Source organism: Flammeovirga sp. SubArs3, from assembly GCF_947387565.1.
Lineage (GTDB): Bacteria > Bacteroidota > Bacteroidia > Cytophagales > Flammeovirgaceae > Flammeovirga > Flammeovirga agarivorans.
In genome coordinates this window covers 641784-655979 of record NZ_CANDOA010000001.1, presented here as the reverse complement: position 1 = coordinate 655979, position 14196 = coordinate 641784, and the positions used below count along the sequence as shown (strand labels likewise).

The window sequence follows — 14196 nt, the reverse complement described above, 5'->3', positions numbered from 1 at the left end:
GGAAATTATATAAAAGGTACTTTTAACCCTTGTATATGCGATTTTAGTACTAAAAAACCTGTTTTAGCCTCTTTTTTGCAACAATACCCCCCTTCTCAACCCTCATCATCCTCCTAGATTTGGGTAACATTTAATTTGTAAATGACCCTTCAGGAGAATGGTCTACTAACTTTTTAATATGATTTGAATATGAGAGAAATTACTTTTTATCCGTTATCCCTCCTCTTCGGGATACTCTTTTTTCTGCTTCAAACAATCTCCTCAGAATCTTACGCCCAAGAAGAAACTATTCTAAAAGGAATTGTGATGAGTGACGAAGACCATGAACCTTTACCAATTGCATCAGTAATTATTAAAGGTACGACCAATGGTACAGTAACAGACATGAATGGTGAGTTCTCTATTAAAGTAACAAAAGGTCAAACTTTAGTAGTAACTTATTTAGGTATGGAAACAGTACAGTGGACATACAATGGCGAAAACAACCATACTTTTACATTGACTACTGCTGCAGAACTTTTAGATGATATTGTAGTCGTTGGTTATGGTACAGTACAAAGAAGAGACTTAACCGGGTCCGTTAGCCAAGTAGATGAAGATGAAAACATTGTAAGACAGTACAATGATGTAGATCAGATGCTCCAAGGTAGAGTATCCGGCGTTCAAGTAGTCGGAAACGATGGTGCTCAAGGGGGAGCAGTGTCAGTAAAAATTAGAGGTGTTAATTCACTTCGAGGAAACAATGAACCACTATATGTTGTGGATGGCATTATTATCAGTTCAGCGGGAGAAACCCCTGCTAATGTTCAAGGCGGTAACTCCGCACCTACAGCTCAGAATGGGCTAGCAGGTATCAATCCAAAGGATATAGAAAGCATTGAAGTATTAAAAGATGCCTCCGCTACTGCAATTTATGGCTCAAGAGGTGCAAATGGAGTTGTCTTGATAACGACTAAAAAAGGAAAGAAAGGGGAAGCTAAAATCAACTTCTTCGCCAATACTTCAATCTCTGAACCTTCAAAAACAATTGATGTATTAGATGGTTATGAATATGCTCAGTTTATGAATGATTTTGCCATCTCAAATAACCAAATACCTTCTTACCAATTAAACCCTGAAACTAGAGAAGTTTACGATTTGGCTAGTGGCCGTTTATTACAGCAACACAATTGGCAAGATGAAATTTACAGAACTGCTGTTTCATACAGTACAGGTGCATCAATGAGTGGTGGTACTGGAAAAACAGACTACTACGTATCAATGGGGTACAATAATAAACAAGGTGTTATTCCCAACTCTTACTCTCAAAGTGGTGACTTAAGAATTAACTTAGGACAGCAAATTTCCAAAAAGCTTCGTTTTGAGACAAAGACTACCCTTTATTACCTTGAAGGTTCTTACGCTCAAACCGGTGAAAAAGCCGGAGGTAATCGTTCTTTAGTGAACCAACTAGTGGGTAAATCTCCACTTACAGGTATGGATATCGATGGTTCTGGAGATGATGCCGCCGCCGAATTAACACCATGGGATTTTGTAAACAACAACGACGACCTTACTAAGCAATTCAGAACTATTATTGGTGCTAACCTACAATATAAAATCATTAAAGGATTAAAAGCAACCGTAAGAGCAGGTGCTGATATTAGAACACAAAATAGAAGTATATGGTTTGGTCCAGGAACTTTCCAAGGAAACCAACAAAACGGCTACTTAAATACAATCGACCAAACAAGAAGCTCATACAATGTAGATGGAATATTAAATTTCAATAGAACATTCAGTAAAAAACATAGATTTGGTGTTACGGCAGTTGCTACCTATGATTACATCAATAAAGCAAGTACTACTTATGCTGTAGGTAACTTTATTGATCACAGTTTTAGAGGTGAAGCTCCTCAATACGGACAAGATATTCTATCACCAGAAAGCACACTGACTTTTGCTGAATCTATTTTCTCCTATTTAGGTAGAGTAAATTACACCTTCAATAATAAGTATGTAGTTACCGCCAACTTCAGAGCTGATAAATCTTCTAAGTTTGGTGATGGTCAACAATGGGGTTACTTCCCTTCGACATCAGTCGCTTGGTATATTTCTGAAGAAAACTTCCTAAAAACTTCCAATACTTTGTCTGATCTTAAGTTGAGAGCGGGATGGGGACGTACAGGTAACCAAGCTATTCAACCTTACCAAACGTTAGTAAACTATACAGACAATATGTATCCGGATGCCAACAATGGTAATCAAGTTGGATTAGTTCCTGCAAACCTCGCCAACCCTAACCTTACTTGGGAAACTACAGATCAATACAATATTGGTTTAGACTTTGGATTTATGAAATCTAGACTAACTGGTACCGTAGATGTTTATTCAAAACACACCATCGATCTTCTACAAAGAATACAAGCTCCTCCTACCACTGGTTTTAATAATTATTACATCAATCGTGGTGAAATGTACAACAGAGGTATTGAGCTCAACTTAAACGCAGTTTTGGTAGATAAAAACGATTGGGGTATCAATATTGGCGGATCATTCACTAAGAATATCACAGAAATAGGCGACTTGGGTTTACCTGAGCAAACGATTTACATTAATGGTCAACCACAACAAGTACAAGGGTATGTAGGCAATGATGTTTCATCCGGATCCAATTTAAATGGTCCTGCCAATGTCTTTATAAAAGGCATGCCTGTGGGTGTTTTCTATGGCTATCAAACAAATGGAATTTATGCTACTCCAGAAGAAGCTGCTCAAGGTCCATCCTTCAACGAAACGCCAAATCAAGCAGGAGATGTCATCTTTGTTGATCAAAACGGAGATGGTGTTATCTCTCCAGAAGATAAAACCATTATCGGTGATCCTAACCCTGAATTCATGTATACTTTTAATGCAGAGTTTAGATATAAAATTCTTCGCTTAAGTATGTTATGGAATGGCATCTATGGTAATGACATCATGAATGCAGACTTAGTTTGGACAGGAAATCCTTCTCCTGTAAACGGTAACTGGAATGTTAGATCAGATGTTTATTACAATGCCTGGACACCTCAAAATACAACTACAGATGTTCCAAGAGTGGGCTACGGATACGCAAATTCAATGCATAATCATATGACTGACAGACTTATTGAAGATGGTAGTTATTTAAGATTATCAAACGTTACATTAACAGTAGATATCCCTACTGAAAAATGGAAAAACATTGGTGCATTTAGTTTCTATTGTACAGTTAAGAACCCTATTACAATTACAGATTATTCTGGTTATGACCCTGAAGTTACTTCGTTTGTTTATGACGGAACTATTATGGGAACAGATTGGGGAGCTTATGCTAACCTTAGATCTTACTTGATGGGTATTAATGTGACATTCTAATCAGTGAACTAATGAAGAAATTGAATATATATAAAATAGCATTATCGATTCTTATAGCTTTAAACATTAGCTGTACTAAAAATGACCGTCCACCATTTTTAGATACTGAATCAACATATAGCACTCCTTCAGGTCAATTTGCTGCACTAAATGGCATGTACGGAACAATGATTGGATATCATGCCTATGCCATTCAAATGCAAGGTTTAAACCTACATGCTGGTTTGTTCTATTCGGGGAGAAACAATGATAACTCGACCATTGCTTCTTTAAACCCTACACCTGATACCGACTATGTAACTAGTATCTGGCAAAGTACTTATCAAACGATAAATAGTGCGAATGATTTTATCTTCAACATCAATAAAAACTATACAAATAATGTTGAGTTAATGCCAGAAAGTACTAGAAACTACTTAGGTCAGGCATATTTTGTACGCGCTTTATCATACTTCAATTTAGTACAAGTTTGGGGTGAAGTTCCTTTAAAAGTGAGTCCAACGACGGAGGAAACTGTTCATACAGGAAGAACGGAGAAGAATATCATCTTCGATCAGATTATTGAAGACTTAAATGCAGCAAAAGAGCTAATAGCAACCGAAGATCAAACACCGGGTTACCCTAAAAGTTATGCTGCCAACTTCCTCCTATCAAAAGTATATATGTACATCGCATCTGCTGCAGCTTCTAACGATACTGCTTTAGTTATTGCTGGATATACAGATAGTGGAGAGGATTATTGGGCGATGGCTTACGAAGAAGCAATTGTCGTTAAAGATCAATATTCTTTAGTGCCTAACTTTGAAGACCTATGGCATGAACAGACTGGAAATAATTCATCTGAATCTATTTTTGAGTTACAATTCAATAACACTACTGTTGCCAAGTCTTTCACCTACTTCTATACTCCAAAGAATTATACAAAAGCATTTAGTAATGTAGGTAGGGTACTCACCAATCCTGAAGTGTATAATACTATCGAAGCTGAATCATTAGAGGATCCTAGGTTAACTTCAACTTTTGTGACTTCATATTATGGATACAAAAATCAAGGTGGGATTGTCATTGAAAACCCTAATCCGACGAACTGCTATCCGATTGCAAATAATAGAACAAGTAAGACCAACGGTTTTACTCCTCTATTGAAATTCATGGAGAAAAATCAGACATCTACAACAATCACAAGCAATAAAAACTGGGTGGTTTTCCGCTATGCAGATTTACTTTTGATGTTGGCAGAAATTCAGAATGAAAGAAACTTAACTGGAGATGCTTTACTTCATGTAAACCAAGTACTTGAAAGAGCAAGAAATAGTAATAACACCTCTGCAGAACCTGCCGATTGGGGATTGATGTCAAAAGATGAGATGAGAGAGAAATTATACATCCAAAGAAGAGTTGAACTTCTTGGTGAAGGACAAGATTGGATGGATTCAAGAAGAAGAGGTTATCAATTCTTCAAGTCTCATGTGATTGACCCTCACAATGCCTTCAGAAATAGTGAAAGAGGAAACCTTGAGTTAGATCAAGAATACCCAGACAATGCTAGAGCAATGAGATTACCAATTCCATCAGTGGAAATTAATAGTAATCAAGGTATCTCTACTACCGATCAAAATGAAGGATATGGTGCTATTTAATCTATTATTAAAGACGAACAACATGAGAAAAAATATATATAATCAAGTGCTAGTTTTAGTTTTGGCATTCTTTACTTTTGGATGTGAGGAAGAACAAATGCCAGGACACCTTGAAGATAATGTAATGAACCCTCCTGTTAACTTAGTATACAGTGAGACATTAACGGGCTTTTTGGATACAATCCAAACAGAATTACCTACTTGGGAAGGAACAACGAATGTAAAATTTGAAATCGATACCATTACAACAGATGCCGAAGATTTCAACTTACAAACCTTCTCAAAATTAGTTTCAATTGATAATACTACAGGTATCATTACCTTATCAGATGATACTCCTATCAATTTAGTTGGAGACTATTATTTTGGGATTAATGTATACTATTCTGGAGGATTAATGACACATGACAGTGCTGCTATCATGAAAATTGTCAATCTGCCTTTTAGCATCAGCTATGAAGAGCAACCTACTACTTTTTCATATACACATCAAGGAGTAATGGCCACGCCTACTATAACTGACTTGGAAGAATTGACCATAGAGGGTTTTGAATTATTCCCTGAAGTAGCCGGCATTTCTATCGATGAAAAAGGACAGATTATCAAAGAGAATAATGATACTCCTGCAGGAGAATATACTTTTGAAGTAGTGATGACTACTGACAATGGTGTAAAACGTTTTGAAAATATCTACTCTGCTCAGGTCCTTCCATTGGATATTGATCTTTCTTATACATCTAAAGATGTAGATTTCAACTTCATTGGTGAATTATCATCACCAACGATCTCTACAGAAGAAAACCTTGATATTGCTGATTTTACCTACAGCATGACAGGAACAAACGGTGAAGCTATTGAAGGTCTAACTATCGACCAACAAACTGGTGTGATTTCTAAAATCAATTTCAATACACCATCACAAGAGCATGTATTAACAGTAACAGTACACACCCCTCTTGGTGATAAGATTTTTGAAGAAGTAATGAGTATCACTGTAGGTGAAAGACCAACCTTGTCTTACACTGGTGCTACTCAAGGAGGTACTAATCTTACTAAAGCAACGCTTTCTCCATGGTCAGGCATGAGTGCTTCTATCAATGTCGACATCACTAAAATTGGTACTGATTTAGAATTCTCTTTCTTAGACGATCAATTTGAAGGAATTTCTATAAATACTACAACGGGTGAGATTACTGTAGCTGAGGATAGTAACATTCCAGAAGGAACGTATCCTGTAAATATCAGTATCCTTGTGAAGGACCATAATCTCAATGAAGTGATGACCTATGAAAATGTCTTCTCTATCATTTCATCTGCAGAAGCAGGACTAATAGAAGAAGTGATGGAAGACTTTGAAGATACCAGCGACTATGCCACTGGTACTAGATTCAGTAGTGATATCAATGGTTTCCAAAATGTATTATTTGGAGACAAAGCCTTTGGTAGTGTTCCTTATTGGGTGGCAAAAGTGCAGAAAACACATAGAGGAGCACAAGGTACGGCGACTCCAACAGCAATACCTGCTGACCAAGATTATGCCTCTACTGCTTTAGTTAAATCTATTGATATTAATAGTAATGTGAGACAAGTAGCCATCGCCTTTGATGAGATGTACGGTTACAATGATAACAATGTAGAGTTCTTTGAGAGATCATTAACTTACAACTATGATCAGAATATTGATGATGAATTTAATGAAAGTGGTTGGGCAACCTTGGCATTGACCAACGGTACAACATTCTCCACTACATCAGGCTTTAATACCGGAACTTTTAATAATGTAGAAGCTGCACTAAATGCAGATCAAGTTAAGGTAGGTAAGTTGAACATCATGATGAGGTTTGATTTATACAAAGATGCCAGCGCTAAATTAGCTTGGATGGTCGATAATTTTGTATACAAATTATATGGAAAATCAGATGCCATCTATGAATAATCTATTCATCTAAAACTTTCAAAAAAGGCAATTTCATCACAGTCTAGAAATTGCCTTTTTTGAAAGAAATACAAAATTCCCCTATAGACACAAATACCCCTCTATTTAAGTCATTATTTAGATAAAAAGCACCGCTAATTTATTAGAGGATGCTCTAGTATTGCATAAACATCAGCTGTTAAGCATTTAAAATTGGGATCAATTGGATGATTATTTCTTCCTCTAATCACGACATTATTAAAGAGCAAGATGATCTCTAGATGATGGTCATCCAACACAACAAAAGCTCCAAAACATCCGGTTCTAATTGTACAATAGCTAATAATCGAGAGACAATGAAAACATCAATTAAAAACTATATTTCAAGGATCAGTATTGTATGTATTTGCATACTCTCTGTTTCTTGTAATCCTAAACCACCACAAAATATTTCTTCTACTCCTGCATCCCAATTGATTGATAGATTAGAAGCCTTAAAGGATGAGGGAATTCTTTTCGGACATCAAGACGATTTAGCTTATGGTGTAAATTGGATAGGCGAAGATGGGCGTTCCGATGTAAAAGATGTCATCGGCGATTATCCTGCCCTATACGGTTGGGATATCGGTCAGATTGATTCACTTAAGAATCTTGATAATGTACCTTTCAATAAAATTCGAGAGTATATTATCTCATCACATGAACGCCAAGGAGTTTCCACAATCAGCTGGCATACTTTCTCAACAGAAGGGAGAGACTCTTGGGATACTTCTGATAAGCAGACCGTTAAAGAAATCCTTCCGAATGGAAAAAACCACAATGACTTCAATAAAAAATTAGATAAAGTAGCCAATTTCCTGTTAAGCCTAAAAGATAAAAATGGTCATCATATACCTGTGATCCTCCGCCCTTGGCATGAAATGAACGGAGAATGGTTCTGGTGGGGAATGGGTAATTGTACTGACGACGAGTATATCGCACTTTTTAGATATACTGTTGACTATTTAAGAACCAGAAAAAAGGTAGATAACGTTATCATATGCTTCTCTCCTGATCGAAACTTTACCAATGAAAAGGAATACCTACAACGTTATCCGGGTGATGATTATGTAGATATTTTAGGCATCGATAATTACTATGATTTCAAAGAAGAAAGTAGAATTCAGCTTGCTCAACAGAAACTTAATGTTGTAGCTACTTTAGCGGCAAAGAAAAAGATGCTTTATGCTTTTTCAGAAACAGGATTGGAAACAGTAAGAGACTACCAATGGTTTTCAAAAACACTACTACCTGTGCTTGAAGAAGCCAACAAGATTCAACCGATGTCTTATGTAATGGTCTGGCGAAATGCCAACAAGAAAAAGGAAAAGAAAAACCACTTCTTTGTTCCTTTCAAAGGGCATCCATCTTCAGAAGATTTTATCGAGTTCTCTAATAACAAACTCATTCTTACAAATAAAGAAATTCAAGTGTATAACTAATGGAAACTTTAACACAACTCCCTTCACATATCCAGAGTGAATTAGAGCATTACAAAATGCTTACACTGGATAAAAACGAAATTTTGCCTAGCAAAAATGGTATCTACAATAGGTATAAAAACCCTATTCTAACAAGAGAACATATTCCATTGCATTGGCGCTTCGACCTCAATCCTGATACCAATCCATTAGGTTTAGAAAGAATTGGTTTTAATGCCACTTTCAATTCTGGTGCTATTAAATGGAAAGGTAAATACTTAATTGTTGTCCGCGTAGAAGGAAATGACCGTAAGTCGTTTTTTGCTGTAGCAGAAAGTCCAAACGGTATCGATCAATTTAAATTCTGGGACAAGCCTATCAGTTTACCTCAAACAGAAAAGCCAGATACCAACGTATATGATATGCGAATTACGCAACATGAAGACGGTTGGATTTACGGTGTATTCTGTTCTGAAAGAAAAGACCCAACTGCTCCTGAGGGAGATACTTCAACAGCGGTAGCATCAGCCGGAATTGTCAGAACAAAGGATTTCCTTACTTGGGAAAGACTCCCTGATTTAATTTCATACAGTGGACAGCAAAGAAATGTAGTACTGCATGAAGAATTTATCGATGGAAAATACGCTTTCTACACTAGACCTCAAGATGGATTTATTGATACAGGAAAAGGTGGCGGAATTGGTTTTGGACTTTGTGAGGATATTCTACATCCCGAAGTGAAAACCGAAGAGATTATGGACGCCAAAACTTACCATACCATTTATGAAGTGAAGAACGGTTTAGGTCCTGCTCCAATAAAAACGGAAGAAGGTTATTTACACCTAGCACATGGTGTTAGAAATACTGCGGCAGGTCTTCGTTATGTACTTTATGTATTTATGGCAGACAAAAATGACCCTTCTAAAGTGACCCACAAACCTCATGGACACTTTATAGCTCCTTTGCAAGGAGAAAGAGTTGGAGATGTATCTAATGTGGTCTTCTCCAATGGTTGGATTTGTGATGACGACGGAAGTATTTATATCTACTATGCCTCTTCAGATACGCGTATGCATGTGGCAACAACTACGGTAGAGAAACTAATTGATTACTGTAAGAATACTCCTGAAGATCAGCTGACTTCAGCGGCTTCTGTGAATACGATTAATACTTTGATTGATAACAATACATCTTTCAAAGACTTACTAGACTAATCTGATTTAATTGAGCATATAAGTACCAGGACAAATGAAAACGGGTATTTTATCCTATCTCTCATATCTCAAGTGTTAAGCCAATTGGCGTCACTTGTGATTACATTTTGGCGAAGTCTCCTGACTTCGAAGAAAGTATGAACTATATATTCGAAGTCGGGAGACTTCGCCAATGATCAGTTCCAAGTGACGCTAACACTTAACACTTGAAACATGGTGGTTTTTCAACGCAATAATCTGTTAAGCTACAACCCCATATACAAAACATTCATTGGTTATTTACTTGTACTTAACTGCGAATGCTATTGGTAGATTATATGCTCTTTTTTTAACTAAATGAAAGGAAATGACGACTACTTTAAAGAAAGAAATCACAGAAGAACTGTATCACATTCTTGATTTTTGGGGTGAAAATACTGTAGATCTAGAATACGGAGGCTTCTATGGAGAAATCAATAATAGCTTAGAGATCAATAAAAAAGCAGACAAAAGTCTAGTCTTAAATGCAAGATTACTTTGGTCTTTTTCGGCAGGATATATTCAAACCCAAAAGGAAGAATATTTAACCCTTGCCAAAAGAGCCTATAACTATTTGATCCAATATTTTTTAGATCCAGAATATGGTGGTTTTTATTGGGCTGTTGATTTTAAGGGGAATCTAACATCCGACAGAAAACAAACCTACGCACAAGGTTTTGCTATTTATGGACTATCAGAATATTACAGAGCCTCAGCAGATAATACCGCATTAAAACATGCGATTGATTGCTATGAAGTAGTTAAGAAATATACTTATGATAATGATCATAAGGGCTATATCGAAGCACTAGACCGAAACTGGCAATCTATTGATGACATGCGATTAAGTGAGAAAGATGCCAATTTCCCTAAGTCTATGAATACTCATCTTCATATTTTAGAACCCTTTACCAACCTGTATAGAGTATGGAAGAATACCCAATTAAAAGAAGATATCAGCGAATTGATCGATATTTTCTCTAACAATATTCTCAACAAAAAAAATACTCACCTTGACCTTTTCTTTGAGATGGATTGGCAAACGCCAGCTTCCGTTATTTCCTATGGTCATGATATTGAAGGAGCTTGGCTTTTGGATGAAGCAGCACAAATTATTGGTGAGAAAAAAGAAGCTACAAAATCAATTGCCATGAAGATGGTAGACACTTGTCTTGTGGAAGGTTTTGCTAAAAATGGAGCTGTATTGAATGAATTAGAAGAAGGACAACTTCATAAAGATTTTGACTGGTGGCCTCAGGCGGAAGCCCTGGTTGGTTTAGTCATGGCCTATAATTATTCACAAGACCAAGTGTATATGGACCAAGCTTTAATGACTTGGGAATACATTAAAAAACAGATCATAGACACTGAGAAAGGCGAATGGTTTTGGGGAAGAGAAGCTGATGGCTCTGTGAAAGACACCTACAAAGCTGGTTTCTGGAAATGCCCTTACCACAACAGCAGAGCATGTATTGAAGTGATTAACCGACTAAACTAATTCGACAATGGCAACACTAACCGAAGTAAAAAGCATTGATCAACATGAAAAAGTAGGCTTAAGAGAAAAAGTTGCTTATGGATTGGGAGATGCTGCTTCTTCCACCTTCTGGAAGATGTTTTCAATGTATATGCTGTTCTTTTATACTGATGTATTTGGCATCTCGGCAGCTGCAGTAGGCACCATGTTTTTGGTCACAAGAATTTGGGATGCCATCAATGATCCTTTAATGGGAATACTAAGTGATAAGACCACTACCCGATTTGGAAAGTTTCGCCCTTATTTATTGCTTATGGCCATTCCTTTTGGGCTTGTTGGTATACTTACATTTACCACACCTGACTTATCGGAATCGAATAAAATTATCTATGCATATATCACTTATTCCCTCATGATGATGGTGTATACCGGCATTAATGTTCCTTATTCTTCCTTACTTGGAGTCATCACTTCCAATCCCAAAGAAAGAACATCATTGGCTTCCTATCGCTTTATTTTTGCTTTTGCGGGAAGTATTCTTGTGCTAGCCACTGCAGAACCACTGGTAAAATTCTTCGAGGAATCGAATACCCCTCAAGTAGCTTGGCAAAGTACTATGACTGTATTTGCTATCTTCACCACTGCTCTATTTTTCCTTACATTTTTGGGAACTAAAGAGAGAGTAAAACCTAAAAAACAGAAGACGAATACATTACAGGATCTTAAGAACCTTTCTAAAAACAAGGAATGGTTTATTATGTTGGGTGCAGGCATTTCTTGTCTGATTTTCAATTCAATTCGAGACGGTGTATCGATCTATTATTTTAAATATTTTATTGCTTCAGAAAGTAACTTGGAGTTCTTCGGGCTATCCTTAACATTGAGTTCTCTGTTTTTGGTAGTGGGGCAATTATCTAATCTAGTTGGAGTAGTCATCTCAGCATCTGTAGCCAACAAAATGGGTAAAAGAAATACGTTTATGATGGCTATGGTAAGTGCTGCTATCCTAAGTTTCATGTTCTATTTATTATCATCAGATCAATTGGTGCTTATTTATATCCTACAAGGAGGCATTAGTTTATTCGCAGGCATGGTATTCCCGCTTATGTGGTCGATGTATGCTGACATTGCCGATTATTCGGAATACAAAACAGGAAGAAGGTCAACGGGACTTATCTTTTCTTCTTCGTCTATGTCGCAAAAGATGGGGTGGACGCTAGGCGGTGCTTTATCTGGTTGGCTATTATCTTATTTTGGATTTGAAGCCAATACAACAGCATCACAAGAAACGATCAATGGACTAAAGATGATGTTAAGTATCATCCCTGCCATTGGTGCAATTCTTTCTGTGATATTCTTGACTAGATATAAACTGACGGAATCGTTTATGACTGATGTTCAGAAATCATTGAGGGAAGAGAATGAAAGGTAAGAGTTAGCTTTTCAAAAAAATAAATGAATACAAAAAAGAGATAACGATACTTCGATATCTCTTTTTTTGTATACAGAGAAAATGATCTATTGCACAATATTCGCACTCCCTAACTCCGTCAATTTTCCTTGAGGGCGGTTTTTATGTTTCACTTCTCTTTTCCACTCTAAACGGGTAGCTCTTTCTTTAGAGATACTAACTCTTTTTTCCATAAACTTTCGAAGTTCGTCTTCATTGTCTTTTACTAAGAAACCTTCTAAAGCGTAATCATTGGTAGCTCTCATCCAAGTTTCCATTCGAGTACGTAAATCTTTCACTACGTCTGCATAGTTAGGATCATTGATAAGGTTATTTTTAGAATAAGGATCATTCTTAGTGTCGTATAACTCTTCAACTGTACGGTAGTTTAGGAACTCGAAGCGATCTTTTACTTCTTGATGATCCTGTGATAATTTATTGTAAGTAGCATACGATCTATACCAACGACATTCCATAATCGCATGGTAATCTCCAGTGCCCCATGCATTAAAAATATAGACAAAATCTTTAGAATGTACCGCTCGCATAGGTCTTGGATCTGCAGTCGGTCCCTCATTATGTTCTACATAAACATAATCGCGATTTTCCTGAGATTTCCCTTTCATTATTGGTAGCAACGAACGTCCTGCTAATGGACCAGGAGTTTCAGTATTTGTAGCCTCCAATATTGTAGGCATCAGATCAATTGCCGATACCATATGCGTTTTGTCTCTTTTTCCTTTTTTCACTTCTCCAGGCCAAACGACTACCCATGGGGTACGCACACTTTGAGGGTATAAGTTTGATTTCACAAACGGAAAAGCCATACCATGATCCGATACATAAACGATAATGGTATTGTCTATCACTCCTTTTTCTTTTAATACAGCTAGGATATCCCCGATACAATCATCCCCTCTTCTTACAGTATTGTAGTAATCGGTCATCTCTTCTTTAAAATGATCATACTGGGGTAAAACAGGGTGTATAGGAATTTCGTCTTGATCAAAGATTAGCGAAGGAGGATTCTTATCAAATCCTTTTTTTGTTTTCTCTCCTCGATAAAATGGTAAGTGAGGATCTTGTACATTCACCGACGCATAAAAAGGTTGGTCATTGTCTTTTGCTTTTTGTACAATCTCTGCAAAAGCCAACTTATATTTTGATGCCGTTCTTGAGTTGAGCTTATCAAAATCAGCCACATAGTCCCAATATTGATCAACATTATTTGTGGGGGTAGAATCAATTACTTTCTGAACGATACCTGTAAAGTAGCCATTCCCTCTAAGTGCTTCTGGCAATGTTGCCTGAGGGAAATCCACACTATAAAATCCTTCTACACCACTATTATGTGAATATTGACCTGTATGAAAAACATTTCTCGACGGACAACAGCTTGGTGCTTGTACATAGGCCCTCTCAAAAAGCATCCCTTGTTTAGATAGGTTATCGATGTTAGGGGTGGTGTTTTTTATTTTTGAACCATACGCTCCAATAGAATCAAAGTTTAGATCATCGGAGGTTAAAAACAATACATTTGGTTTCTGACTATATACCACCAAAGGAGATAAGAATATTATTAAAAAGCTTAGGCTTACTTTTAAATTTGCATTAAAAAATTTCATACCGATCTTGATTTCAGAA

The 14196-nt window shown here is 36.7% G+C and carries 8 protein-coding genes; 7 read left to right on the top strand and 1 reads right to left on the bottom strand.

The window, feature by feature from the left end:
- Positions 1 to 189: 189 nt before the first annotated feature.
- From QL232_RS02540 to QL232_RS02510, 7 genes are all read left to right on the top strand, one after another.
- Positions 190 to 3378 carry a TonB-dependent receptor gene (locus QL232_RS02540; protein WP_281612940.1) on the top strand — a complete coding sequence of 1063 codons (3189 nt, stop codon included), beginning with the start codon at positions 190 to 192 and terminating at the stop codon, positions 3376 to 3378.
- A gap of 11 nt (positions 3379 to 3389) precedes the next feature.
- Positions 3390 to 5018 carry a RagB/SusD family nutrient uptake outer membrane protein gene (locus QL232_RS02535; RefSeq protein WP_281612939.1) on the top strand — a complete coding sequence of 543 codons (1629 nt, stop codon included), beginning with the start codon at positions 3390 to 3392 and terminating at the stop codon, positions 5016 to 5018.
- 22 nt (positions 5019 to 5040) lie between these two features.
- Positions 5041 to 6954, top strand: coding sequence for a hypothetical protein (locus tag QL232_RS02530; RefSeq protein WP_281612938.1), 1914 nt, complete (start codon positions 5041 to 5043; stop codon positions 6952 to 6954).
- Between the two features lie 335 nt (positions 6955 to 7289).
- Complete coding sequence (locus QL232_RS02525) at positions 7290 to 8414, top strand: glycosyl hydrolase (RefSeq protein WP_281612937.1); 1125 nt, start codon at positions 7290 to 7292, stop codon at positions 8412 to 8414.
- Entirely contained in the window at positions 8414 to 9607 is a 1194-nt protein-coding gene (locus QL232_RS02520; RefSeq protein WP_281612936.1) for a glycosidase, read from the top strand. Before QL232_RS02525 ends, QL232_RS02520 begins: the two co-directional genes overlap by 1 nt.
- Before the next feature lie 346 nt (positions 9608 to 9953).
- Positions 9954 to 11123 carry an AGE family epimerase/isomerase gene (locus QL232_RS02515; RefSeq protein ID WP_281612935.1) on the top strand — a complete coding sequence of 390 codons (1170 nt, stop codon included), beginning with the start codon at positions 9954 to 9956 and terminating at the stop codon, positions 11121 to 11123.
- 7 nt (positions 11124 to 11130) lie between these two features.
- A complete protein-coding gene (locus QL232_RS02510; RefSeq protein ID WP_281612934.1) occupies positions 11131 to 12534 on the top strand; it encodes an MFS transporter in 1404 nt (467 codons plus the stop codon).
- 86 nt (positions 12535 to 12620) lie between these two features.
- Here QL232_RS02510 and QL232_RS02505 read toward each other — a convergent pair whose 3' ends face one another.
- Positions 12621 to 14177 (bottom strand): sulfatase, encoded by a 1557-nt coding sequence (locus QL232_RS02505; protein WP_281612933.1) that lies wholly within the window; start codon positions 14175 to 14177, stop codon positions 12621 to 12623.
- Positions 14178 to 14196: the final 19 nt, after the last annotated feature.